Source organism: Bradyrhizobium sp. LB8.2 (assembly GCF_040548035.1).
Taxonomy (GTDB): domain Bacteria; phylum Pseudomonadota; class Alphaproteobacteria; order Rhizobiales; family Xanthobacteraceae; genus Bradyrhizobium.
The window spans coordinates 78,112-101,582 of the sequence record NZ_JBEPQV010000026.1 but is presented as its reverse complement, the minus strand read 5'-3'; the positions used below and the strand labels follow the sequence as shown (position 1 = coordinate 101,582).

The following is a 23,471-nucleotide window of genomic DNA, read 5'->3' as shown; positions in this document are numbered from 1 at the left end:
GTCGCTGTGACTTCGCCACACTTCCCCCTATATAAGGGGCTGTTCCGGTACGTCTGAGGCCCTAAGGCTCAGGCAAGGCCCGCATCCGGTTTGGCCGAGGGGAGACCCGTGCAGACGACGCTGCTCGGATTGGCGATTGCCTTTATTCTAGCGCTGCTGGCCGCTCTGATCGGGCCTTACTTCGTCGACTGGAACCAGTTCAGGCCCCAGTTCGAGGCGGAGGCTGGCCGGACCATCGGCGTTCCGGTGCGGGTGGCGGGCGAGCTCGACGCGCGGCTCCTGCCGGCGCCGACGCTGCGGCTGCGCGCGGTCACCTTCGGCGGCAACAACGATCTCGGCCGCCTGCGCGCCGACAAGCTCGACGTCGAGTTCAGCCTGAGCTCCCTGATGCGCGGTGAATGGCGCGCCACCGAGCTTACGGTCAACGGCATGGCGGTCGATCTCGGCCTCGACGCGCGCGGGCGGGTCGATTTGCCATCGGTCGCGAGCGGCAGCTTCAATCTGGCCTCGCTGGCGATCGAGCGGCTGAACCTCACCGGCCGCATCGCCCTACATGATGCCGCCAGCCGTTCGACGCTGGAGCTGAGCGACATCACCTTCTCCGGCGACGTGCGCTCGCTGGCCGGCTCGGTCCGCGGCGACGGCAGTTTCACCGCCACCGGGGTGCGCTATCCGTTCCGCGTCTCCTCCGGCCCGAGCGCCGACGGCAACGCCACCCGCCTTCACCTCAACATCGATCCCGGCGAGCGCGCCATCCTGGCCGATCTCGAAGGCGTGCTCGCCTTCGACAATCGCCTTCCGAAATTCGACGGTGCGCTGACGCTCGCCGTACCCGCGGCGAAGAAGCCGGGCGAAGCGGGGCCGATGCCCTGGAAGCTCACGACAAAACTCAAGGCCGATCCGGCCGGCGCCAAGTTCGAGCAGGTCGATGCCAGCTTCGGCCCCGAAGACACCGCGTTGAAGCTCGGCGGCGTCGGCGATATCAAGTTCGGCGCTTCGCCGCTGCTGCGTGCGGTGCTGTCGGCGCGCCAGGTCGATGCCGACAAGCTCACGGCGAAGGACGCTAACGAGCCGCAGCGCATCCTCCCGGCGCTCCGCGCAGGGCTAGCCGCAATCCCGCAGGCGCCGATCCCGACGCAGGTCGAGTTCAACTCCGACCAGATCATGCTCGGCGGCCGTCCGCTCCAGAACATCACGGCCGAGCTTCAGACCGACGGAAGGTCCTGGACCTTCCAGCGGCTTGAGCTGCGCGCGCCGGGCATGACGCAGCTCTCGCTCAACGGCGCGACGCCCGGCGCCGACAGCTTCAGCGGCCGTCTCAGCGTCGATTCCTCCGATCCCGATACGCTGGTGGCCTGGCTCCAGGGCCGCAGCGAGGTCAACCGCCGCAGCACGCGGCCGCTGCGCCTTGCCGGCGACGTGACCATCGCCGCCAACCATTTCGCCATCGACAGGCTGAAGGCCGAGATCGAGGGCGGCGCGGTCGAAGGCCGTATCGCCTTCGCTCAGACCGGCGCGAGCAAGGGCTCGCGGATCGATGCCGATCTCAAGGCCGACCGCCTCGACCTCGATTCCGCCGCAAGTTTTGTGCGCGCGCTCGCGGGGCCGCAAGGAGAATGGCCGGAGGAAGCGAAGCTCTCGCTCGATATCGGCCGCGCGATCTCGGCGGGCCAGGAGTTGCGGCCGTTTGCTGCGAAGCTCGGCTACGGTCCGGCGGCGCTGTCGCTGGAGCAGTTGCGGTTCGGCCAGGCCAGCGGTGTGACCACGGAAGCGAGCGGCAGCTTCGACCGCGCCAAGGCCACGGGCAAGTTCGCGCTGAAATCCTCCGCCAATTCGCTGCGCGAGCTCACGGCGCTGCTCGAGCCGTTTGCGCCTTCGGTGCGCGCGCGCTTCGACGCCATCCCGTCATTGCCCGGCGCGACCCGCCTGAAGCTCGACCTCAGCCTCGACAAGAATGCCGAGCATGCCGATCGCAACGACGCGCGCGTCGTACTCGACCTCGACGCGCCGCAGCTCAAGGCCACCGCGACGCTGGCCGCGCAAATGCCCGTAGCGGCCGTCAACGGCATCGATATCGACCGCTTGCGCAACAGCGACTTTACGCTGGACACGAAAGTCTCGACACCGCAGGCCGGTGCATTGCTGGGCTTGCTCGGGCTCGATCGCGTAGTGGCTGCAGGCGAGGGCGCTTCCCGGTTCGAAGGCCGCTTGAGCGGCGCGTGGCGCCATCAGCTGCAATTGAACGCAAAGCTCAGCGGCGGCGGGCTGGACGCGGACGCACAAGGCAGCGTCGAATTGTCGGAGCCGAAAGGCAGCGTGAATTTGCGCGTGCGCAATGCCAATCTGGCCCCGCTGTTCGGGACCAGCCCGGCCGATAAATCGGTCCAGACCGTCAACCTGTCCTCGCGCGTCGGCTTCTCCGGCAGCCGGCTGACCTTCGACGATCTCGACAGCAGCGCGGTCGGCTCGCATCTGCGCGGTCATCTGGCGGTGACGCTCGATCAGGAGAAGAGCGTCGATGGCGAAGTCGGGCTGGACACGCTCGACCTCGTGCCCGCGCTCGCGATGGCCATCGGCGCGGCCGGACACGATGGCGGCGATCCCTTGAGTGCGGGGCTTCTCGGCGGCTGGCGCGGCCGCATCGCCTTCCAGGCCTTGCACGGCACATTGCCCGGCGGCATCGAGCTGCGCCCCTTCGGCGGTACGATCCGGAGCGACGGTCAGTCGCTCGCGCTCGATGCGCTCAAGGGCGGCATCGGCGGCGGCGAGATATCGGCGAACCTGGATGCGCGCAATGGCGCCAATGGTCTGACGTTGAACGCGCGTATCGAGCTCGGCAATGTCGATGCGGCGGTGCTGCGCTATCGCGACCTCGCGCTGCCGAAGGGACGTGCCTCGGCGCAGATGGCGCTGACCAGCCAGGGCCGCAGCGTCTCGGCCTTGACCGGCGCGCTCGCCGGCAACGGCACAGTGACGCTCGAGTCCGCCGAGATCGCCGGCCTCAATCCCCGCGCCTTCGAGATTGCCATCCGGGCCAGCGATGGCGGGCAGGTTGCCGACGACAATCGATTGCGGCAGCTGGTCGAGCCCGCGCTGTCGGCAGGCCCGATTGCAGTGGCCTCGGCGCAGTTCCCGTTCACGATCCGCGACGGACGCCTGCGCGTCGGTGCCACGTCGTTAGAGGCGAAGAACGCGCGTGCCATCGTCTCCGGCGGCTACGACATCCCCGCCGACCAGGCCGACATCCGCGCCAGCCTGACGCCGATCATGACCGGGCTGTCCGGCGCTCCGCCGGAGATTCAGCTGTTCGCTGCAGGTCCCCCGGACAGGCTCAGCCGCACCGTCGATCTCGGGCCGCTGTCGTCGTGGCTGGCGGTGCGCATGATCGACCGCGAGACGCGGCGGCTGGACGCGATCGAGCGCGGCGAGCCGCCGCCGGCAACCGCCGCGCTGCCGACGCTGGTCTCGCCAGATCCGGCGCCGGAGCCGCCGCTGCTGGATGTACCGATGCCCGGCCGCGATCCGCGCCGTGCATCGCCGCCGAAGCCCAAGCTCGAAATCAGGGTCACGCCGACGCCGAAGGCGCCGCAGGCAGCTCCCGCAGCGCCGAGCCCGCCGCTTGCAAGCCAGCAGATCGCACCGTTGCCTCCGCCGATCGACGTGAGGCCGGCCCCGGGCCCGCCGCCCGCAAAGCCCAGGCCAAAGCCGCCGCTGGTTCTGACCCCGTCGAATCCGTAACGAGCGAAGTTGGTCTGGCGAGATCGAGCCGCGGGCGCCCTTAACCTCTCCCGCTTGCGGGGGAGGTCGCGCCGAAGGCGCGGGTGGGGGCTCTCTCCACTGTGAGGCTCTCTTTGTTGAGACACCCTCACCCCAACCCTCTCCCGCAAGCGGGAGAGGGAGCGCACTTTCGCTGATGCCCCGAGGTTAGCCTATTCCCTCGCATTTTAATGAATTTTGCTCGGCAAAACTGCTCTGCCGATTTTACCGGATTTGCGCGTTTGTTCCCTAGTTTGGCTCCCAGAGGAATTCGGCGTCGCGCCAGCACAGGCGGGACGGTTCGCCAAGAACTGGGGATATCGAGATGAACGGGGCGACAACACTTCTGCAGGATCTGGACGACGCGATCGCGCGCGGCTCCGACGAAAGCCGGGCGAAGGCGTTGTGGCATGCGACCGACATTCTGATCACCGGCCGCTACAGCGACGACGAGATCAGCACGTTCGGCGAGGTGATCGGCCGGCTCGCCGACGAGATCGAGGTCGCCGCGCGCGTGCAGCTCTCGGAGTTGATGTCGGCGTGCGATCACGCCCCGCTCAACGTCATCGAGAAGCTCGCCCTCGACGACGAGATCGCCGTCGCCGGTCCCGTGCTGCGCGACTCCACGCGCATCGACGAGAAGATGCTGGTCGAGAGCGCCATGACCAAAGGCCAGTCGCACCTGCTCGCGATCGCCCAGCGCAAATCGATCGGCGAGGCCGTCACCGACGTGCTGGTCAAGCGCGGCGACCAGGCGGTCGTGACGTCGGTTGCCAGGAACGAGGGCGCGCGCTTCTCCGGTTCGGGCCTGCTCCACATGGTCCGCCGCGCCGAGGGCGATTCGATTCTTGCCGAGCAGCTTGGCCTGCGCAAGGACGTGCCGCGCCACATCTTCCAGCAGCTGATCTCGAAGGCGTCGGAAGACGTCCGCCACCGGCTCGAGACCGAGCGGCCCGAGATGATGGCGCAGATCCAGAGCTCGGTGACAGGGGTCACCGGCGACCTGCAGTCCAAGTTCGGTCCGTCCTCGCGCAGCTATTTCGTCGCCAAGCGCGTGGTGACGACGCAGTACCGGCAGGGCAACCTCAATCAGGACTCGATATCGAACTACGCGCGCCAGCACCGGCTTGACGAGGTGCAGATCGGCCTGTCACTGTTGTCGTCGCTGCCGGTCGACGTGATCGAGCGTGCGATGATGGACCGCAACCGCGAGATGATCCTGGTGCTGTGCAAGGCGCTCGACTTCTCCTGGGACACGACCATGTCGCTGCTGTTCCTCGGCGCCAAGGATCATCTGATCACGGCGCGTGAGCTCCACGATAGCGAACGCGATTTCGGCAAGCTCAAGATCGAGACATCACGCAGCGTTTTGAAGTGCTATCAGTCGCGCAAGAACAGCGCCGGCGCCGAAGCGGGCCGTCAGCCCGAGCTCCAGGTGCACTGAGCGAGAGGGAGTATCTGCAATGTTACCTCAATTCGGCACCGCCGTTCGCAAGAAGAACCTCAACGTCGATGCCGGCGGAGCATCGGACCAGGCCTCGGTCGACGCCGCCTGGCTCGTGCTGGAAGCCGCCAACGACCTCGGCGACCACGCCGCGATCGATGCCTGCCGCCGCGTCATCGACGCCGAGCTGAACGGCACGGTCGCCGGCAGCGCGGATGTCGATCTCGTGCTGGGGTATTTCAGGTAAGACGCCGGTGTCGCGGAATTCGTGATTGCAGCGCTGCTCGCGGCAGGCAGCTTCAGCCGGTTGTCCGGCTGAGCGTCAGGCAGCCTCTCTCGAGTCGATCATGAAGTCCTCGCCGTGACGGATCGCGCTTCGCCCGGCTGCGCCATTCTCATTGCGCCGGGCCGCATGCCGTATCTGCGCATGATGGCTTTGCTCAGCGCGCCTTCGGATGCATAGCCGACCTCGCCCGCGATTTTCGCAATCGGATCAGAGGTGCCGGCCAACCGTTGGCGCGCGATCGTCAATCTCAAATCGGCGAGGAACGTCATTGGAGCAATGCCTGCGCGCTTCCGAAAGGCGCGCACCAAACTCGCGCGCGAGGAGATCGCGACCGCCGCCATCTCGTCGAGCGTCCAGTCCCGGGCGAGATCGTCGAGGATCGCCGACACGACACGAGCCGTTATGCGGTCCCGCAAGAGCGACACCGTACTATCCCCGGAAGCATCGTCGGCGAGATGGTCGCGGAGGATCATGACGAACAGTGCCCTCGCGAGGTCGGCCGCGACCACCTCCGAGCCAACCCTTCCTGCATCCAGCTCGTCACGAATGTCGATGAACAGGTGCCGAAACCTTTCCAGGAGCGGTTCGCCCGCCGTGCGGACAATGATTTCGTCGGGAAGAGCTGCGATCAGGGGGTTCCTGTCCGACGTTTCGAACAGGAACCGGCCACACAGGAGTTCGGTATCGGCGTCAGCGTCGATCGTCGCTCGCTGGCGGACGCCGTTTTTGACCTCGGTCGATATCTGCCCGACAGCGCCTCCGATCTGGCTTCGGACCGCGTGACTGTCGCCATGCGGCAGGAGGAGGATGTCACCCGCTTCGAGCCGCTGCGAGCCCAGGCCAGGCCTCTCGACCGTGCAGGAGCCGCGCGTGACCATGTGGAATTGCGCCCATCCCTTGCCGTTCGGCGCGTGTAACGACTCCCAGCTGCCACCAAATCTGCAGGAATCCTCGAACACAGGGCGGATTCTGAATAGCGGCACCATCGCTTTCAACAAGTCCGCTGCGTCCGCCTCCGACATCCGTCACCCCTTGATCCGCCCGGACATGACTCCGAGCCGCCCGGCCATTCCACGGAGCGGCAAAGCGCATCTAACCTACGCGCGTCAAGTCATTCGCGGGAAATAACATGGCCTTGCTCGATCGGAATAATGATCGCCACCAGGTCCTCGCCGCGTCGGCAAGATAGGAATGCTGGCAATCTTCGAGCGAATGAGCTGGTGCTCATGGCTTCTAACACTACCTAACGAGCAATCTTCGCGGCGTTCGGCAAATATCGCAACACGAGAGCGGCCGGGATTTCCAAAACGCACGTCTACCAAGGGGAGATCGCATGACGTCCAGGACGCCAATCGAGTTGTTGCCGCGCGCCGCGAACGTTTCGCGTCGCGGCTTCGTGACAGGCCTGTCGGCCGGCATCGCGGGTGCGGTTGCGACCGAAGCCGCTGGCGCCGAAACGTTGGCCGATGTCCCCGATCGCGGGCCCGGCGCCGATCTGAGCGCTCACAGCGAGCGGTCCCGGTTCGCCAAGCTCGATCGCATCCCCGAGTCCACGCCGGGCAAGCGCAACATCGACCCGGGCGATGCCATCAACTCCAAGACGCCACATCAGAAGCTGGTCGGAAACATCACGCCAACCGATTTGCATTACGAACGCAGCCATTCCGGCGTCCCCGATATCGACCCTGCGCAGCACCGGCTTCTCATCCACGGCATGATTCGGAAGCCGCTGGTCTTCAGCGTCGACGATCTCAAGCGGATGCCGTCGGTCACGCGGATCGTTTTCATCGAATGCACCGGCAACGGATGGGAAAACTGGAAAAAGGCCGATCCCGATGTGACGGTGCAGAACACGCATGGCCTCGTCAGCACCAATGAATGGACCGGCGTGCCGCTCAAATTCCTGATCGATCTCGTAGCCAAGGACAAGAGCTCGAACTGGATGCTCGCGGAGGGCGGCGACGGCGCGGGCGTCGACCGCAGCATCCCGCTCACCGAAGAGATCGTGAACGAGGCCTTCGTCGCCTACGGGCAGAACGGGGAGCCGTTGCGGCCCGCGCATGGCTTTCCGATGCGGCTGGTGATGCCGGGCTTCGAGGGCAACCTCAACATCAAATGGCTGCGCCGGCTCAAGTTCGGCAACGAACCGTGGATGACGCGTTGGGAGACGGCGCGTTACACACAGCTGCTCGCGAACGGTAAGGCGAGGCAGTTTCAGCTGAGGATGGAGACCAACTCCGTCATCACGCACCCCTCGGGGATGATGCAGATCCAGCCGGGTTACAATCGCATCTCGGGTCTTGCATGGAGCGGCCATGGCAAGATCGCCGAGGTCGAAATCTCGACCGATGGCGCGAAGACGTGGACGCCCGCGCAATTGAGCCAACCGGTGTTGTCCAAGGCCCAGGTCCGATTCCAGATGGATTGGGCGTGGGACGGCAAACCGACCAAGATCGTGAGCCGTTCGACTGACGACCAGGGCAATGTTCAACCGGACCGGCAGTCCTTCATCGCCGCGATGGGGACTAACGCGCTGTTTCATTACAACGCCCAGCAGACCTGGAGCATCGACGAGGCCGGGAGGGTCCGCAATGTCCTCGCATAGCAAGCAGTTTCTCGTAGTCGCGCTCACCCTGGGCTTGCTCGCGGCACCCGCGCTCGGGTTCGATTTCGGCCGTCCAGCGACGCCGGAGGAGATCAAGCTGTGGGACATCGATGTCGGACCTGACGGCAAGGGGCTTCCGGACGGCAGCGGCGCGGTGGCGCAAGGCAAGCAGATATTCGCCGACAATTGTGCGGCCTGTCATGGCGACAATGGCCAGGGCGGCATCAAGGATCGCCTCGCTGGCGGACAGGGCACGCTCACCTCCAACATGCCGGTCAAGACGGTCGGCAGCTTCTGGCCCTATGCGACGACCTTGTTCGACTACATCCATCGCGCCATGCCGTATCCGACGCCGGGCTCGCTCAGCACCGACGAGACCTATGCCGTCACCGCTTACATCCTGAGCCTCAACGGCATCATTCCAGCGGACGGCAAGGTCGACAAGGAAAGCCTGCCGAAGATCAAAATGCCCAATCGGGATGGCTTCATTCCGGAGCCGGAATTCGACCCGGCGAAACTATTCCGCAAGAAGTGAGCGGCTGATCATGAGGCTTTTGGCGTTGATCAAAATCCTCACGTTGATCGCAGCGTCATGTCTATCGGAGACACAAGCAATGGCCGCAGACGGACTCATCACCATCAAGAGCAGTTTTGGACCGGAAGACACCATGAAGCGTCTCGAGACAGAGGTGAAAGCCAGAGGCCTCGCGGTGTTTGCCCATGTCGATCACGCCGCGGGCGCTGCCGCTGTCGGGCTGACATTGCGCCCGACCGATCTGCTGATCTTCGGCAACGCCAAGGGCGGCACGCCGTTGATGCAGCAGGCGCAGACCGCTGGCATCGACCTTCCGCTGAAGGCACTGGTCTGGCAGGACGAGCGAGGTGCGACCTGGCTGTCCTACAACGATCCGGCCTATCTCGCTGGGCGTCACGGCGCCGGCGAGCCGGCCAAGGCTGCGGTTGCCGCGATGACGGCGGCCCTGCATGCGATTGCGACCAGGGCCACTGCGCCGTAACATAATGCGGCCATGCTTGAGGAGAGCTCCATGAACAGCACCAATGAGCAACCGGCAACCGAGACGTCCAGCCCGCGAGAGGGCAAGCTCGCGAGATGGTTGGTCATCGCGGTGCTGTGCGCGTTGCTCGTCGCCGCGTGCGTTCTCGGCTATCTCGGCTGGACCAGCACCGATAACGGCGTGCCGGCGTCGGGCTATGTTGCGCTGGTGCTCGGCGTCGTGTTCTCGCTGGTCGTCGGCATCGGCCTGATGGCGCTGGTGTTTTACAGCAGCCGCAAAGGCTATGACGAACCCGCGGTGCTGATCCGCGAGCCGGAGAGCGATCCGGAGGATGGACACGGCGGCCCGCGCTAACGGGCCGAGCGCAGGACAAGGGATCGCGTGCCTGCAACATTGGAATAGCCGGCTGACAAACTGTACCAATCATCATTCGAATTGATCTCGAAGACGTTGGCTTCGCCATTCAGGCAGGCCGCTGTCATGCCGACGGAGATCAGCGCTCCGCCGAGGTGACGGCAATCCCGGCCGCACCGGATTTCGTTTCCGGCTCGCCTGGTTGAGATGTCGGGGTCTTGCGGACAAGGCATTGTGCCTCTCGCCCGAGAGAGTTGCACAAAAACTCCCAGAGGATGTGAATTAGTTCACACACACGCCGACGCGCCGGATTTACGGTTTGCTCAAATTCCGCGTAGAGCGGCCCGTTCGAACTATCTCGCTCAAGAGGGAGTTCTGGCAATGGCTAGCATCGTGTTGGGAATTGTCATTTCCATATTGGTATCGACACAAGCCTCCGCCGATCAGTTCGGCGACACCGCGTCCGAACTCCTTCCTTCGTTGGTGCGCTGGTCCATCACCTTGTTGGGTTTGGTCGTGGCGGCCCGATTGGCTTGGCAAGCCTTTGGCCGTGCCGTGACCATTGCCGAAGTACCGACTTTCCCGAGATACATGACGACCCGACAGCAGTATCGATTGGGCGGTTTCATCTTTGTCATATTCTCATGCTGCTTTTTCCTTCTTCTCATCCATGAGAACCGGGACGTCATTGCCTTGGCGCCATTGGTCCCTGCGATTCCGGACGCCGTCATACAGGCTGCGAAAGGTCAGTCTGCGCCCTACCTGACCGTGATCGCCGCAATGGGGGCCGTGTATTTGTTCCTCCTTACAAAGGAGGCTCAGTGGAACGTCCTGCTGATGGTCCGCGACGTGATCCAGAGTTGGATCAGCGTGCCTCAACTCGCGAAGCAGATCATGGCGCAAATCCGCTTTTCGCTGCGCGTGCCAGAGAATGCGGTCTCGGAAGTCGTTGCGAATTCGCCGGAGATCGTGGATCAGGACTTCCGCAAGGATCCCAATACCCCGGATCGAATGTGGGCGGAAATTTGCTACATGAAATGGTGGCTGACGCAGGGGCACGAAGCTGGCGATGACGCCACCTTCTTTACCGAGGACAGCTTTGGTTTCGACAAGCTCATGGCAGACTTTCAGCTGACGTCGCCGACAATGAGCCAGTGGAAGGCCGGCGTGCTAACGGGCCTCGCTGCGCCCCAGGCCACGCAATTGATCAAAGAGCTCTACAATCGATTTGCCCGTCTTGTTGCGTGCTACCTGATCTACCGCAACGGCTCTCGAATTGACCTGCGCAATGAGGCCAACAAATTCGGCATCGAAATTGATGCTCCTGTTCACGACAATCCCTTACGGTACTGGATTGTCTATATTATTGCACTGATCTGTTCCGTCTATCTGGGCGTGGCCATTTCGGCCGTCGTTTATGACGTGCTGCAAGGCAAGGGTATTGTTTTGGCGCAAGACCCTAATCGCTCGATGGCATGGGTCATGTATTCACTTTGCAATTATGGATTGGCGATCGTCGTCGTTCTTTTGCTTCGATTTGCGATTTCTTCGCTGGGAAGCCATTCAGATCCGTCGCACCTCACCACCTATTGCTGGAGTTTTCTGGTCGCGCTGGTCGTAGGGCCCGCCGGTCTGACGGTGGCCGTCCATTACTTTGGAGAGGGGAATCTGCGGGAAATGTCTGTTGTCAGTCTTTACTATGCGATGTTGCGGTGGGGGCTCGGGCCCGCGCTCGTGACCGTTTATATTTCGTACTATCTCGACAGGCAGAGCTGCTCCGATTTGCCGGACATCGATAATTCCCTACGAACGGTAGCGTGGCGACTGTTCAATTGCTTCGGCTTTGCGGCAACCAATGTGTTTTTGCTTCTTCCGCCCTTGCTGTCGCTGGTGGCACAGGAGGGTGCGATCTGGGAAACCAATAAGCTGCGCTTCATTGCGGCCGGTACGACGTTTTGTTTGGCATTCGGCCTCGCATTGGCGGCACAGTTTGCGCTTAAAAAGGAGCGGATCGGAACGGTGCTGGCTCATAAGCCAGCTTGATCCTGGACGGGTTCGGTCATAGCGGCGCGTTTCTCGCGTCTCTGCCTCAATCGGTTGTCCGACTGCGCACCGAGTGATCTCCAGGCCGGGTCTCACCGCCGGATGCGGTAGATCACGACGTCTTCGCCGTGCCGGATTGTGCTTCGCTCGAGGAGATAGTTGGACTTCTCCAGCACGCGGCACGATGCGCCATTGCCGACATAGACCAGGCCGATGAGGGACGGCAGCTCGTGGTGTAACAGTCCAATATCCGTCAGCGCGATCGCGGTCTCGCTTGCAAGTCCACGGCCCCAGAATTCGCGCTTGAATGCGTAGGCAATCTCGGTCTCGTCGATATCATCCACCAGAATGTGCCGGATGCCCGCCCGTCCGGCGAATGCCCCGTCTTTGGTTCGCAGCACCCAGAGCCCAAAACCGTGCCGGTCCCAATGCGCCATGTTGGCGCCGAGATAGGTCCTGGTCGTCTCCGCCGGGCGCACGCCGCCGAGATATCGGGATACCTCGGCATCGAGATGCAATGCGACGAGGTCGGCCAGGTGATCTTCACGAAGCCTCTCGGCGGTCAGTCTCCCCGTGCTGAAATGTTCCATAGGAACAGATAGCCGCTTCCATGGTGGGGCGTCGAGCAACATTGATGTGGAATAACCTGGCTGGCAGTGCTTTCAATGTTGCAAGGACGCGCTTTGGTTGGGGTGACGGTCGCCCCGGGGCGAATGTTCCGACGCGGAGCGGCAATGGATTTCGAGCGCGACATAGCCAAGGTCAGCGGAATCGCGGCGGTCTCGACCATCCTGGACGTGGTCAGCCGGACCACCGGCATGGGATTTACGGCCGTTGCCCGCGTCACGGAGGACAGGTGGATCACCTGTGCCTCGCGTGACGAACTTGCGTTCGGGCTGAAACCCGGTGACGAGCTCAAGGTCGAGACCACGATCTGCCATGAGATCCGGCAGAGCCGTGAGGCGGTCGTCATCGAGAATGTCAGCGAGGATGCCGGGTACTTCAAGCATCACACGCCCGCGCAATATGGCTTCCAAAGCTACATCTCCGTGCCGATCATCCTTCCCGACGGTTCATTCTTCGGGACTCTTTGCGCGATCGATCCGAAGCCGCGCAAGCTTCGGACCCCCGAAGTCATCGGGATGTTCAAGCTTTTTGCCGAGCTGATCGCGTCTCACCTCGACGCGGGCGACCGCGTCGAACTGATCGAGAACAGGCTGGCGCTGGAACGACAGAATGCCGAACTGCGCGAGCAGTTTATCGCCGTGCTCGGTCACGACCTCAGAAACCCTCTTGCCGCGATCCAGGGCGGCCTGCGGCTTCTGAACAAGAAGGTCGATGAAGAGGGGCAGAACTGGATCAACCTTCTGCAAGGAAGCGTCGCCCGGATGGCGGGTCTGATCGACAATGTCATGGACCTCGCCCGCACGCGGCTCGGTGCCGGGATGCAGCTCGAGCTGAGAGAACAGGCACTCGAGCCTGTCATCAAGCAGATTGTCGCAGAGTTCGAGAACGTGCATCCGGATCGCGTTATCGAAACGGTCATCAACATTCCAGGGACTGTGAGGATCGACGCCGGCCGCATAGGTCAGATGCTGTCCAATCTTCTCGGCAACGCGATTTCCTATGGAGCGGCCAACGAGCCGATCAGGGTGCTGGCGCAAACGACCGGAGTTGGCTTCGACATCAGCATTGTCAACAAAGGTGCGCCAATTCCGGCGGAGGCGATGCCGCGCCTTTTCACTGCGTTCGATCGTGGCGACGTTCTGCCGAACCAGAAAGGGCTTGGGCTCGGACTGTACATTGCCCAGGAGATCGCGCGCGCCCATGGCGGGTTGATCGTCGCGTCGTCGTTGCGGGATGAAACGGTGTTCACCGCGTCGTTCCCGGCGACACAGGCGAGCGGCTGAGAAGGCGTGCTATGCCGGCGTGTCCTGCCGTCACGGAGCGTCTCGCCAATTCTCGGACCATGCCATCATGCTCCTGTTTTGCCCGACGGGGCAACTGGCGAACAGCTGGTAAGTCCGGATTGTGCGGGCTCTATCCCGGCTGCGGTCGGACGATTTTCACGCACGCGTAACCCATTGATCTCACAGCGTCGGTCTACTGTGCATGGGGTTGTTTTCGCAGTTTTAGTTTCGAGAGGGGCTACCCCGCCCCGAACGCGACCGCGACATTGTAGATCAGAAGGCTCGCCGCATAGGCCAGCACCAGCATGTAGGCGAAGGTGACGGCCATCCAGGTCCAGCTTCCGGTCTCGCGCCGGATCACGGCCAGCGTCGAGGCGCATTGCGGGGCGAAGATGTACCAGGCCAGCATCGACAGCGCGGTCGCGAGCGACCATTTCGTCGCCAGCACCTGGCCGATCTGCTCAGCCGCTTCCTTGCCGCCTTCGATCGCATAGACGGTGCCGAGCGCGGCGACCGCGACCTCGCGTGCCGCCATGCCCGGGATCAGCGCGACCGCGATCTGCCAGTTGAAGCCGACCGGCGCGAGCAGCGGCGCAAGCGCCTTGCCGATGATCGCGGCCAGGCTGAAGTCGATCGCCGGTTCGGTTGCGCCGGCGGGCGGCTGCGGGAACGAGGCCAGGAACCAGATCAGCACCATCATCGAGAAGATCGTGGTGCCGGCACGGTGCAGGAACATCTTGGCCCGCGTATAGACGCCGATCGCGATCGATTTCAGCCGCGGCATTTTGTAGTCGGGCAGCTCCAGCATGAACGGCGCCGGCGCATAGTCGCGCAGCATGAAGAATTTGATGAGGAACGAGACGGCAAGCGCGCTGATGATGCCGGCGGCGTAGAGCCCGAACATCACGAGGCCCTGGAGGTTGATGAAGCCCCAGACGTCCTTTGCCGGAATGAAGGCGGAGATGATCAGCGTGTAGACCGGAATACGCGCGGAGCAGGTCATCAGCGGCGCGATCAGGATCGTGGTCAGCCGATCGCGCTTGTTGTCGATGACGCGCGTCGCCATGATGCCGGGGATGGCGCAGGCGAAGCTCGACAGCAGCGGAATGAAAGCGCGGCCGTGCAGGCCTGCGCCGCCCATGATGCGGTCCATCAGGAACGCGGCGCGCGCCATGTAGCCGAAATCTTCCAGCAGCAGGATGAACAGGAAGATGATGATGATCTGCGGCAGAAACACAATCACGCTGCCGACGCCCGAGATCACGCCGTTCTGAAGGAAGCTCTGCAGCAGGCCGGCGGGCAGGGTGGCGTGCACGAACTCGCCGAGCGAGTCGAAGCCCGAGTTGAGCAGCTCCATCAGCGGCTGCGCCCAGGCGAACACCGCCTGGAACATCACGAACAGGATAGCCGCGAGCACGATCAGCCCGCCGACGGGGTGCAGCACGATCGCGTCGATCCGCGCCGTCCAGGTGTCGGGCCGGCTCGGCAGGCTGACGCAATCGGCGATGATGCGGTCGGCCTCGCGCTGGGTGGCGCGCAGTTCGGCCACGCTCAGCACGCGCCAATTGTTCTCCCCCGGCTCGGCGGCGAGCTTTGCCGAAATCTCGTCCGTCAGCGCCAGCAGGTCGGCCGTGCCGCCCTTGCGCACCGCGATCGAGGTGACCACGGGCACGCCAAGCTCGTTGGCGAGCCGCTCGACGTCGACAGTGATGCCGCGGCGGCTGGCGATATCGAACATGTTGAGCACGAGGACCATCGGCCGGCCGGTGCGCTTGAGCTCCAGCAGCAGGCGGATGGTCAGCCGCAGATTGGTGGAATCGGCCACGCACAGGATGAGGTCGGGCGCGGTCTCGCCGGAGGCCTTGCCGAGCACGAAGTCGCGGGTGATCTCCTCGTCCGGGCTGCGGCCGCGCAGCGAATAGGTGCCGGGCAGGTCGACCACCGAGACCTGGCGCCCCAGAGGGGTGACAAAAAAGCCTTCCTTGCGCTCGACGGTGACGCCGGGATAGTTCGCGACCTTCTGCCGGCTGCCGGTCAGCGCATTGAACAGCGAGGTCTTGCCGCTGTTTGGCGTGCCGACCAGGGCGAGATGAAGTTGGGGCAATTCCATGGAATTGGGGTCCGGTCGCTTCAGGCGACGATAATGGCCATGGCTTCGCGACGGCGCACCGCGATCGTGATGCTGTCGACCCGTACGGCGATCGGGTCGCGCCCGACCAGCCCCTCGTGCAAGACCTCGACCCGGGCGCCTTCGACGAAGCCGAGCTCGATCAGCCGACTCTCGAGTTCGATGTCCGAGAGCGCCGAGCCGGCGTCCTTGGCGGAAAGGTGCTGGATGACGCCGGTATAGCCGCGCTGGGCCAGACCCAGCGGCATGTGCGGACGCGTATCATGGATGTCGGTCATGCCCTGTATTTTCAACGCAGGGCATCGAGGTCAAGCGCGCTGGCTCGCGGAAGCTGCATCTTAGAGTGATTTTAAAGTAGCAGCTTCGTGACGGAGGGGGATCGGCGCCAGGGCGGCTACAGGGCCGGGACCTTTTCCGACTGGATGGCGGCCATGGCGCGGCTCTTGAAGTAGTCCAGCACGAACAGGCGGATCGCCGAGGACAGATTGCCCTGCTGGCGGTTGCCGTCGATCTCGCCGACCAGCTCGGACAGCGTCATGTTGCGCAGGCCCGAGATCTCCTTCATGCCGTTCCAGAACGCCTCTTCCAGGCTGACGCTGGTCTTGTGGCCGGCGACGACGATCGACCTTTTCACGACGGGCGACTTCATGGCTGCTCCTCGCGATCGATCTGGTGCTGGTCCAAGTGTGCCTTCGCCTGGTCCGCGCGCGTCTGCTCCGCCGACCGTTCCGCCTTCGTGCGGCCGAACTTCGTTCGGTTGGCGTCCGCCTGCTTCGCCGTGGCTTCCCGCTCGGCGCGCTTCCTGAAACGTTTCAGGTTGATGACGTTCCCCATGCCGCGTCTCCATCATCCGATCCTCCGTGGGCTGGATGAAACATTCAGAAACAGGGTGCCGCGTTGCGCCCCACAAGACTTGATCGCCATTCGCTCGTCCTCGTCAATCGGCCCCTTGGGCCATCAAACGATGAATTTCGCTCCGTGAAGGGCAGAGGGGCTGCGTAACACACCGCCCCGCCGCGACATTGACGGTAATCAAATCCGGCCCTCAAAGCCTCATATTTCTGCAGCGCGCGCGTCCGTATCACTACGGATGGCTATCGGAATTCGGAATTTTATCCCGGGCTGGTCATCTTCTCGGGGCGCACCAGGCGGTCGAACTCGTCCGCCGAGACGAAGCCGAGCCGCAGTGCCTCCTCCTTCAGCGTGGTGCCGTTGGCATGCGCCGTCTTGGCCACCTTGGCCGCGTTGTCGTAGCCGATCTTGGGAGCGAGCGCCGTCACCAGCATCAGCGAGCGCTGCATCAGCTCCTTGATGCGCTTCTCGTCGGCGCGGATGCCGCTGACGCAATGCTCGGTGAAGGAGCGCGCGGCGTCCGCCATCAGCCGGATCGAGTGCAGCATGTTGTAGGCCAGCACGGGCTTGTAGACGTTGAGCTCGAAATGGCCCTGGCTGCCGGCGACCGTGATCGCGGTGTGATTGCCGAACACCTGGCAGCACACCATGGTCATCGCCTCGCACTGCGTCGGATTGACCTTGCCCGGCATGATCGAGGAGCCCGGCTCGTTCTCCGGTAGCATCAATTCGCCGAGGCCCGAGCGCGGGCCGGATCCGAGCAGGCGGATGTCGTTGGCGATCTTGAACAGGCCGGTCGCGACCGAATTGATGGCGCCGTGCGCCGACACATAGGCGTCGTTCGAGGCCAGTGCCTCGAATTTGTTGGCGGCGCTGGTGAAGGGCAGCTTCGTGATGCTGGCCGCGTGCTTTGCGAACAGTTTTGCAAAGCGCGGCTTCGAATTGAGGCCGGTGCCGACGGCGGTGCCGCCCTGCGCCAGCGGATAGAGCTCCTTCACCGCGACCTTGAGCCGGGCGATGCCGCTTTCGACCTGCGCGGCGTAGCCGGAAAATTCCTGGCCCAGCGTCAGCGGCGTCGCATCTTGGGTGTGGGTGCGGCCGATCTTGACGATCTTGGCGAACTCCTTCTCTTTCTTGCGTAGTGCACGGAGCAGCTCGCCGAGGGCCGGGACGAGATCGGCATTGATCCGGCTTGCCGCCGCGATGTGCATCGCGGTCGGGAACGAGTCGTTCGACGACTGGCTCATGTTGACGTGATCGTTGGGATGGACCGGCTTCTTGGCGCCGAGCTCGCCGCCGAGCATTTCATTGGCGCGGTTGGCGATGACCTCGTTGAGGTTCATGTTGCTCTGCGTGCCCGAGCCGGTCTGCCACACCACCAGCGGAAAATGATCGTCCAGCTTGCCTTCGATCACCTCGCGCGCGGCGCGGATGATGGCGTTGGCGCGGCGCTGGTCGAGCAGGCCGAGTTCCTGGTTGGATTGCGCCGCGGCGAGCTTGACGATGCCGAGCGCATGCACGAGCGAGATCGGCATGCGATCGATGCCGATGCGAAAATTCTGGCGCGAGCGTTCGGTCTGCGCCCCCCAATAGCGATCGGCGAGGACCTCGATGGGGCCGAAGCTGTCGGTCTCGGTGCGGGTCGCGGAGCGCGAGGAGCGGTCGGTTTTCGAGCGGGCGATCTTGGCCATGGGCACATCCATTCCGCCGCGCGAAACGCCGCGCAGCCTCTACATGTGCCTCTATATAGGGAGTTTGGTCGCGTGCGATGGGCTCCGGCCCAATCTAGATCATTTCTTGCGGAAACGATCCAATCGCACGACTTCGGCGCCGCCCTGGTTCGGGGCGGCCGGCTCTTCAGAGCTTTCCGTCGTCTCGGCCGCAGACGCCGGCACCGCGACCGCGGACGGGGCGGGAGCGGCCGGCAATGTCTCGGGCGAGACCTCGGCGACATCGGAAGTGTCGAACTGGAGGCCGAATTTCACGGAGGGATCGAGGAAACTCTTGATGGCACTGAACGGCACGATCAGCCGCTCCGGAATGCCGCCGAAGGACAGGCCGACCTCGAAGCGGTCCTCGAGCACGGTCAGATCCCAGAACTGGTGCTGCAGGATGACCGTCATTTCTTCCGGGTACTGCGCCAGCAGTCGCGATGAGATCTTCACGCCGTCGGCCTTCGAGACGAAGGTGATGAAGAAATGATGCTCGCCCGGCAGTCCTTGGGACGCGGCATCGGTCAGCACCTTGCGCAGCACGCCGCGCAGCGCGTCGCGGGCCAGCACATCGTATCGGATATGATCGGTCGCCATGGTGGTCCTGTTGCATTCCAGGAGTTGGGCCCCGCCGGCCCGACTCGCCAAGCCGCGATAATACCGCGCCTGACGGGTCAGCAGGAGTCCCCGCCGGGTAGGAAATGGAGGTAAGTGGAGGCTTCTGTTGCCAGGTGCCTCCGAACCCCGCCTAACGGAGCTTAACCCGTTAGGACTTCAGAATGGTCTTTCAAACTGCGTTACGCAGCCTGAGCAACCGGAGCAAAGTTGTCGTTGGCAACTATTGCATAGCCCGATAACGGCGGAACAATACCGAGAAAAAGAACGCCCTTTACGCCCTCGTCGATCCTATTTCGCCCCCGCCAAAGCCCGCTCTAGGGCTCAGCCCGCTGGTGGGCTTTGGTGGAGGCGCCGGGTACCGCCCCCGGGTCCGAATGGTTTATTGCGACGACCGTTTATTTCCATAGCCGGCGAACCGGCACCCCCAATATAGGGGGCAAAGGTTTCAAATGACAGGTGTTTCGAGCGGTTTTCCGGAGGTTCCCTTTGGATAGGTTCCCGACTGGCTTGGCCGCGCGACGGCCGGCGTTCTAAGCTCCTGACATGTCCAAGGATTCCGCACCGGCCGCCCAACACCCAGATCAATCGCCGGACCGTCCAGCCACCAACCCCGTTCCGCCCGGCCTGGTCGCGCTGTTCCTGGCCTTCGCCAGGATGTCGCTGGCCGGTTTCGGCGGGGTGTTGGTATTTGCCCGGCAGGCCATCGTCGAGCAGCACCGCTGGATGACCGCGGACGAGTTCAACGAGACTTTTGCGCTCTGCCATTTTCTGCCCGGGCCCAACATCGTCAATCTGTCGATGGTGTTCGGCGCGCGGCTGCGCGGGATCGCGGGTGGTATTGCCGCCTTCGCCGGGTTGTTGCTGCCGCCGACGTTGATCATGACGGTGCTTGCGATCATCTACTCCCGGTTCGGCGATGTGGAGGTGCTGCGCCGCATCCTCGCGGGCATCTCCTGCGCGGCGGTCGGGCTCTTGACCGCGGTGGTCTTCCGGATGATGACGCCGTTGCTCAAGCGGCTGGACGTCGTCGCGCTCATCCTGATGCTGGCCGTGTTTCTTGCCATCGGCGTCGTTCGCCTGCCGCTCCAGGCCGTGCTTTTGGCTGCGATCCCCGTGAGTGTCGGCGCCACCTTCCTGATGCGGCGGAAGGTAGCAGCATGAACGCCGAGAACCCGATCTGGGCGCTGATCTCCACCTTTGGCCTGATGTCGCTGTTCGCGGTCGGCGGCGCCGCGGCGGCGGTGCCAGAGATGCACCGCATCGCGGTCGATGTGCATCACTGGATGACCGACAAGCAGTTCGCCGATGCCTATGCGATTGCGCAGCTCTCACCAGGTCCGAACGTGCTTATCGTCACGTTAATCGGCTACGCCGTTGCCGGCATCCCCGGCGCGCTGGCGGCGACCTTGGCCATGTGCCTGCCGACGGCGCTGCTTGCCTATTATGTCAGCCGGCTCCTCAACCGCCCCAGCCAATCGCGCTGGCCTGTGTTGATTCAGGCTGCATTGGTTCCGCTGTCGATCGGACTGATGGCGGCGAGCGCCTTGATCCTGGCACAGTCGACCGATCGCACCATTGCTGCACTGCTTCTGACCGCGACGGTTGCAGTGATCGCCTCGGTCTCGCGCATCAATCCACTATGGCTTTTGCTCGCCGGAGGCCTGTTGGGTTTTGCTGGCATTGTGTAATGAAAATCGCTAGGCAGTGATCCGGGCGGGGGGATCGTTTTCCAGCCGATTAGAACAACATTGCTCGTGGCTTACGGGTCGCGGAGGAGATAGGCATGGCCGATACGATGGGCCACTCGGCGACAGCCAACCGAAACACGTCGGTGGCGCTCAGCTTTTGTCTGCTGGCCATAGCGCCGCAGATCTTCGAATTCATCTGGTCGTTCGGGACGATCTTCGGCTGGGGCATCGGACGCGGTCCGGCCACCGTCGTGATCAGTCACGTGACGGCGCTGCTCGCGGGCGCCCCCGGCGCGCTGATCGGAGCGATCGGCGGTGACACCAAGAAGGCGTCATCCGATGTGCTGCTGGCGCTGATCTATTCCTATCCACTGTTTGCGGTGGCGATCCTCACGATCTTCATGACGATCAGGTCGGCGCAGGACTATGTCGGCGGGATCGTTCTGATGGCGCTGGCCTTGTTCGCGCTGTGGGCCTCCAGCGATTTGCAGGGTATGCGCGGCTTCTCCTTCGGCGCCGGCACGGCGCCGCGAATGTTTGGCGGGCTCCTCGTCGCGCTTGGTGCCGGCATCGCGTTGACGGGATTGTTGTCTGATGGACCGGCGATGGCACATTATGCCTGGCGCGGACCGCTGTTCGTATTGATCTCGATCGTCTTCTTCGCGCTGGCGATTCGTCCGCTTGGGGTCGTGGTTACGGCGTTCGTGAGCTTCCTGGTCGCGGCGATGGGCACGCATGAGACGCGCTGGATCGAAGCCATCATCGTAGGCGCCTGCCTGACGCTCGGCTGCGCGCTGCTCTTCCCTTACGTGCTCGGGCTGCCAATGCCGATGTTCCCGCGTTTCCTGGTTCAGTGAGGGTGTGATGGCCGATCTTTTTCACAATCTGGGCCTCGGTTTCGGTGTGGTGTTTCAGATCTCCTGGTGGTCACCGTCGTGGCTGTTCGGACTGTCGCTCCCGATTTCGATCAATATTCTCATGTGCCTGATTGGCGCACTGGTCGGCACGCTTGTCGGCGTGCTGCCGGGCATCGGCACGGTCGCAACCGTGGCGATGCTCCTGCCGATCACGTTCGGATTGCCGCCGGTCGGCGCGCTGATCATGCTCGCCGGCATCTATTACGGCGCCCAATATGGCGGTTCGACCACCTCGATCCTGGTCAACATTCCCGGTGAGGCGACATCGGTCGTCACCGCCATCGACGGTCACCAGATGGCGAAGCAAGGCCGCGCCGGTCCGGCGCTGGCGATTGCGGCGATCGGCTCGTTTTTCGCCGGCTGCGTCGCGACCATCCTGATCGCCATCCTCGGTGCGCCGCTGACCAAGCTCGCGCTGGCATTCGGTCCGGCCGAATACTTCTCGCTGATGGTGCTCGGCCTGATCTTCGCGGTGGTGCTGGCCAAGGGCTCTGTGCTGAAAGCGATCGCGATGATCGTGTTCGGCCTGTTGCTGTCGATGGTCGGCTCTGACATCGAGACCGGCGCCTCGCGCATGGCGTTCAACATTCCGGAACTCGCCGACGGACTCGGCTTCGCGACGGTGGCGATGGGCGTGTTTGGATTCGCCGAGATCATCCGTAACCTCGATGCCGGCGCCGAGATGAACCGCGACCTCGTGCAGCAGAAGATCACCGGCCTGATGCCGACCAGGAAAGACCTGATCGACTCGACGCCTGCGATCCTGCGCGGCACCGTGCTCGGCTCGATCCTCGGCATCCTGCCGGGCGGCGGCGCCGTGATCGCCTCCTTCGCGGCCTATACGCTCGAGAAGAAGATCGCCAAGAACCCGTCGCGGTTCGGCCGCGGTGCGATCGAGGGCGTTGCGGCGCCGGAAAGCGCCAACAACGCCGCGGCGCAGACCTCCTTCATCCCGTTGCTGACGCTCGGCATCCCGCCCAACGCGGTGATGGCGCTGATGGTGGGCGCGATGACCATCCACGGCATCGTGCCAGGCCCACAGGTGATGCAGAAGCAGCCGGAGCTGGTCTGGGGCATGATCGCTTCGATGTGGGTCGGCAATCTGATGCTGATCATCATCAACCTGCCGCTGGTCGGAATCTGGGTGCGGCTGTTGCGCGTGCCCTACCGGCTGATGTTCCCCTCGATCGTGATCTTCTGCGCGATCGGAATCTACTCGGTGAACAACGCACCTGTGGATGTCATCCTCGCTGGCGTGTTCGGTCTGGTCGGTTACTGGCTGATCAAGCACGATTTCGAACCGGCGCCGCTATTGCTCGGCATGGTGCTCGGACCACTGATGGAAGAGAACCTGCGCCGTGCGTTGCTGATCTCGCGCGGCGACTGGAGCGTGTTCCTGACGCGTCCGCTGTCGGCCGTGCTGCTTGCGATTGCGGCCTTCCTGCTGGTGCTCACGGTGCTGCCCACGTTGCGTGCCAAGCGCGACGAGGTGTTCACCGAATCCGAGAACTGATCGCGACGCGCGCTGCGTCGGCGCGGCGCCCTGTGTCGGGGCGTCGCATTCGGATGTCGAATCGACTTGTGTGACCGCTTCGTGAAATGAAAATGCCGGCCCTGTGGCCGGCATTTTGTTTTATGTCCGAGGGGGTCGACATGACTTGCATTCGCGCACTTGCGGGCGCATGTGCCGCGGCGCTGGCATCGTTGTGCGCCTTTGTCGCTCCAGCTGCTGCACCCTATCCTCGACGGCGGAAGCCGGCCTGCCTGCATTCCAGGCCCAGGCCTGGAATGCGATGTTCGCGCCGAAGGGAACTTCGCCCGCGATCATAGCGAGCCTGAACGCCGCGGCCGTCAAGGCGCTCGACGACGCGACCGTGCGCAAGCGCCTGCTCGAGCTCGGCAGCGTCATTCCGGCGCCCGCGGACCGGACGCCGGAGGCCCTGGCGACCCTCGTCAAGAGCGAGATCGCGAAGTGGACCCCGGTGCTCAAGCCGGCAAGTTAGCCAGCAGGATCAAGTCGATAGGCGAGGGGCGGCACGCAAGTTCCGCCCCTTGTCGTTTGCGCCGGGAACGCTCATTTTTCGGAGTATAATGCGTATGGATGGCGAATCGACGCTGTCGCAGCGCGGGGGTGGCCGCTAA

General features: G+C 63.7%; 21 protein-coding genes, 1 other RNA gene and 1 pseudogene. 14 read left to right on the top strand and 9 right to left on the bottom strand.

Going from position 1 to position 23,471, the window contains the following annotated elements:
- Positions 1-108 precede the first annotated feature (108 nt).
- From ABIB06_RS27435 to ABIB06_RS27425, 3 genes are all read left to right on the top strand, one after another.
- The gene (locus ABIB06_RS27435) at positions 109-3,738 is read left to right on the top strand and encodes an AsmA family protein (protein ID WP_354069468.1); all 3,630 of its coding nucleotides are present in this window, start codon (positions 109-111) and stop codon (positions 3,736-3,738) included.
- 343 nt (positions 3,739-4,081) lie between these two features.
- The gene (locus ABIB06_RS27430) at positions 4,082-5,200 is read left to right on the top strand and encodes a DUF2336 domain-containing protein (RefSeq protein WP_354050993.1); all 1,119 of its coding nucleotides are present in this window, start codon (positions 4,082-4,084) and stop codon (positions 5,198-5,200) included.
- A gap of 19 nt (positions 5,201-5,219) precedes the next feature.
- Positions 5,220-5,447: a hypothetical protein gene (locus ABIB06_RS27425; protein WP_354050995.1), complete on the top strand. Its 228-nt coding sequence runs from the start codon at positions 5,220-5,222 to the stop codon at positions 5,445-5,447.
- A gap of 98 nt (positions 5,448-5,545) precedes the next feature.
- Here ABIB06_RS27425 and ABIB06_RS27420 read toward each other — a convergent pair whose 3' ends face one another.
- On the bottom strand, positions 5,546-6,508 hold the full coding sequence (locus tag ABIB06_RS27420; protein ID WP_354050997.1) for an AraC family transcriptional regulator: 963 nt from the start codon (positions 6,506-6,508) through the stop codon (positions 5,546-5,548).
- Positions 6,509-6,819: 311 nt separating this feature from the next.
- Between ABIB06_RS27420 and soxC the strand changes: the two genes are divergently transcribed.
- From soxC to ABIB06_RS27395, 5 genes are all read left to right on the top strand, one after another.
- Entirely contained in the window at positions 6,820-8,091 is a 1,272-nt protein-coding gene (gene soxC, locus ABIB06_RS27415; RefSeq protein WP_354050999.1) for a sulfite dehydrogenase, read from the top strand.
- Positions 8,078-8,626, top strand: coding sequence for a c-type cytochrome (locus tag ABIB06_RS27410; protein ID WP_354051001.1), 549 nt, complete (start codon positions 8,078-8,080; stop codon positions 8,624-8,626). The genes soxC and ABIB06_RS27410 overlap by 14 nt, the downstream gene beginning before the upstream one ends.
- 10 nt (positions 8,627-8,636) lie before the next feature.
- A complete protein-coding gene (locus ABIB06_RS27405; RefSeq protein WP_354051002.1) occupies positions 8,637-9,107 on the top strand; it encodes a DUF302 domain-containing protein in 471 nt (156 codons plus the stop codon).
- Positions 9,108-9,137: 30 nt separating this feature from the next.
- The gene (locus ABIB06_RS27400) at positions 9,138-9,461 is read left to right on the top strand and encodes a hypothetical protein (protein ID WP_354051004.1); all 324 of its coding nucleotides are present in this window, start codon (positions 9,138-9,140) and stop codon (positions 9,459-9,461) included.
- 381 nt (positions 9,462-9,842) lie between these two features.
- The gene (locus ABIB06_RS27395) at positions 9,843-11,504 is read left to right on the top strand and encodes a hypothetical protein (RefSeq protein WP_354051006.1); all 1,662 of its coding nucleotides are present in this window, start codon (positions 9,843-9,845) and stop codon (positions 11,502-11,504) included.
- 92 nt (positions 11,505-11,596) lie between these two features.
- Here ABIB06_RS27395 and ABIB06_RS27390 read toward each other — a convergent pair whose 3' ends face one another.
- Positions 11,597-12,094: a GNAT family N-acetyltransferase gene (locus ABIB06_RS27390; protein ID WP_354051008.1), complete on the bottom strand. Its 498-nt coding sequence runs from the start codon at positions 12,092-12,094 to the stop codon at positions 11,597-11,599.
- A 144-nt stretch (positions 12,095-12,238) separates the two neighbouring features.
- Between ABIB06_RS27390 and ABIB06_RS27385 the strand changes: the two genes are divergently transcribed.
- The gene (locus tag ABIB06_RS27385; RefSeq protein ID WP_354051010.1) at positions 12,239-13,414 is read left to right on the top strand and encodes a GAF domain-containing sensor histidine kinase; all 1,176 of its coding nucleotides are present in this window, start codon (positions 12,239-12,241) and stop codon (positions 13,412-13,414) included.
- Between the two features lie 238 nt (positions 13,415-13,652).
- On the opposite strand, the gene feoB is transcribed toward ABIB06_RS27385, so the two are convergent.
- The 7 genes from feoB to ssrA form a co-directional block, all read right to left on the bottom strand.
- Positions 13,653-15,524 carry a ferrous iron transporter B gene (gene feoB / locus ABIB06_RS27380; protein ID WP_354051012.1) on the bottom strand — a complete coding sequence of 624 codons (1,872 nt, stop codon included), beginning with the start codon at positions 15,522-15,524 and terminating at the stop codon, positions 13,653-13,655.
- A gap of 20 nt (positions 15,525-15,544) precedes the next feature.
- A complete protein-coding gene (locus tag ABIB06_RS27375) occupies positions 15,545-15,820 on the bottom strand; it encodes a FeoA family protein (protein WP_247347587.1) in 276 nt (91 codons plus the stop codon).
- Between the two features lie 116 nt (positions 15,821-15,936).
- Positions 15,937-16,191, bottom strand: coding sequence for a ribbon-helix-helix domain-containing protein (locus ABIB06_RS27370; RefSeq protein WP_247329715.1), 255 nt, complete (start codon positions 16,189-16,191; stop codon positions 15,937-15,939).
- Positions 16,188-16,376 carry a DUF4169 family protein gene (locus ABIB06_RS27365; protein WP_247347585.1) on the bottom strand — a complete coding sequence of 63 codons (189 nt, stop codon included), beginning with the start codon at positions 16,374-16,376 and terminating at the stop codon, positions 16,188-16,190. Before ABIB06_RS27365 ends, ABIB06_RS27370 begins: the two co-directional genes overlap by 4 nt.
- 278 nt (positions 16,377-16,654) lie before the next feature.
- Positions 16,655-18,085, bottom strand: coding sequence for a class II fumarate hydratase (gene fumC / locus ABIB06_RS27360; protein WP_502916563.1), 1,431 nt, complete (start codon positions 18,083-18,085; stop codon positions 16,655-16,657).
- Between the two features lie 99 nt (positions 18,086-18,184).
- Positions 18,185-18,703 (bottom strand): SspB family protein, encoded by a 519-nt coding sequence (locus ABIB06_RS27355; RefSeq protein ID WP_247347583.1) that lies wholly within the window; start codon positions 18,701-18,703, stop codon positions 18,185-18,187.
- Positions 18,704-18,816: 113 nt separating this feature from the next.
- Positions 18,817-19,183: a transfer-messenger RNA gene (gene ssrA, locus ABIB06_RS27350) on the bottom strand.
- An 84-nt stretch (positions 19,184-19,267) separates the two neighbouring features.
- Between ssrA and ABIB06_RS27345 the strand changes: the two genes are divergently transcribed.
- The 5 genes and pseudogenes from ABIB06_RS27345 to ABIB06_RS27325 form a co-directional block, all read left to right on the top strand.
- Positions 19,268-19,885 (top strand): chromate transporter, encoded by a 618-nt coding sequence (locus tag ABIB06_RS27345; RefSeq protein ID WP_354051017.1) that lies wholly within the window; start codon positions 19,268-19,270, stop codon positions 19,883-19,885.
- On the top strand, positions 19,882-20,412 hold the full coding sequence (locus ABIB06_RS27340) for a chromate transporter (RefSeq protein ID WP_354051019.1): 531 nt from the start codon (positions 19,882-19,884) through the stop codon (positions 20,410-20,412). Before ABIB06_RS27345 ends, ABIB06_RS27340 begins: the two co-directional genes overlap by 4 nt.
- A 95-nt stretch (positions 20,413-20,507) precedes the next feature.
- Positions 20,508-21,269 carry a tripartite tricarboxylate transporter TctB family protein gene (locus ABIB06_RS27335; RefSeq protein ID WP_354051020.1) on the top strand — a complete coding sequence of 254 codons (762 nt, stop codon included), beginning with the start codon at positions 20,508-20,510 and terminating at the stop codon, positions 21,267-21,269.
- A 7-nt stretch (positions 21,270-21,276) separates the two neighbouring features.
- Complete coding sequence (locus tag ABIB06_RS27330; RefSeq protein ID WP_247347573.1) at positions 21,277-22,842, top strand: tripartite tricarboxylate transporter permease; 1,566 nt, start codon at positions 21,277-21,279, stop codon at positions 22,840-22,842.
- Between the two features lie 229 nt (positions 22,843-23,071).
- A pseudogene (locus tag ABIB06_RS27325) lies at positions 23,072-23,332 on the top strand (tripartite tricarboxylate transporter substrate-binding protein); the annotation flags it as partial.
- Between the last annotated feature and the right edge of the window lie 139 nt (positions 23,333-23,471).

Coding starts and splice junctions, on each gene's coding strand:
- ABIB06_RS27430 (WP_354050993.1), top strand. CDS start 4,082: ATGAACGGGGCGACAACACTTCTGCAGGATCTGGACGACGCGATCGCG.
- ABIB06_RS27425 (WP_354050995.1), top strand. CDS start 5,220: ATGTTACCTCAATTCGGCACCGCCGTTCGCAAGAAGAACCTCAACGTC.
- ABIB06_RS27420 (WP_354050997.1), bottom strand. CDS start 6,508: ATGTCGGAGGCGGACGCAGCGGACTTGTTGAAAGCGATGGTGCCGCTA.
- soxC (WP_354050999.1), top strand. CDS start 6,820: ATGACGTCCAGGACGCCAATCGAGTTGTTGCCGCGCGCCGCGAACGTT.
- ABIB06_RS27410 (WP_354051001.1), top strand. CDS start 8,078: ATGTCCTCGCATAGCAAGCAGTTTCTCGTAGTCGCGCTCACCCTGGGC.
- ABIB06_RS27405 (WP_354051002.1), top strand. CDS start 8,637: ATGAGGCTTTTGGCGTTGATCAAAATCCTCACGTTGATCGCAGCGTCA.
- ABIB06_RS27400 (WP_354051004.1), top strand. CDS start 9,138: ATGAACAGCACCAATGAGCAACCGGCAACCGAGACGTCCAGCCCGCGA.
- ABIB06_RS27395 (WP_354051006.1), top strand. CDS start 9,843: ATGGCTAGCATCGTGTTGGGAATTGTCATTTCCATATTGGTATCGACA.
- ABIB06_RS27390 (WP_354051008.1), bottom strand. CDS start 12,094: ATGGAACATTTCAGCACGGGGAGACTGACCGCCGAGAGGCTTCGTGAA.
- ABIB06_RS27385 (WP_354051010.1), top strand. CDS start 12,239: ATGGATTTCGAGCGCGACATAGCCAAGGTCAGCGGAATCGCGGCGGTC.
- feoB (WP_354051012.1), bottom strand. CDS start 15,524: ATGGAATTGCCCCAACTTCATCTCGCCCTGGTCGGCACGCCAAACAGC.
- ABIB06_RS27375 (WP_247347587.1), bottom strand. CDS start 15,820: ATGACCGACATCCATGATACGCGTCCGCACATGCCGCTGGGTCTGGCC.
- ABIB06_RS27370 (WP_247329715.1), bottom strand. CDS start 16,191: ATGAAGTCGCCCGTCGTGAAAAGGTCGATCGTCGTCGCCGGCCACAAG.
- ABIB06_RS27365 (WP_247347585.1), bottom strand. CDS start 16,376: ATGGGGAACGTCATCAACCTGAAACGTTTCAGGAAGCGCGCCGAGCGG.
- fumC (WP_502916563.1), bottom strand. CDS start 18,085: ATGGCCAAGATCGCCCGCTCGAAAACCGACCGCTCCTCGCGCTCCGCG.
- ABIB06_RS27355 (WP_247347583.1), bottom strand. CDS start 18,703: ATGGCGACCGATCATATCCGATACGATGTGCTGGCCCGCGACGCGCTG.
- ABIB06_RS27345 (WP_354051017.1), top strand. CDS start 19,268: ATGTCCAAGGATTCCGCACCGGCCGCCCAACACCCAGATCAATCGCCG.
- ABIB06_RS27340 (WP_354051019.1), top strand. CDS start 19,882: ATGAACGCCGAGAACCCGATCTGGGCGCTGATCTCCACCTTTGGCCTG.
- ABIB06_RS27335 (WP_354051020.1), top strand. CDS start 20,508: ATGGCCGATACGATGGGCCACTCGGCGACAGCCAACCGAAACACGTCG.
- ABIB06_RS27330 (WP_247347573.1), top strand. CDS start 21,277: ATGGCCGATCTTTTTCACAATCTGGGCCTCGGTTTCGGTGTGGTGTTT.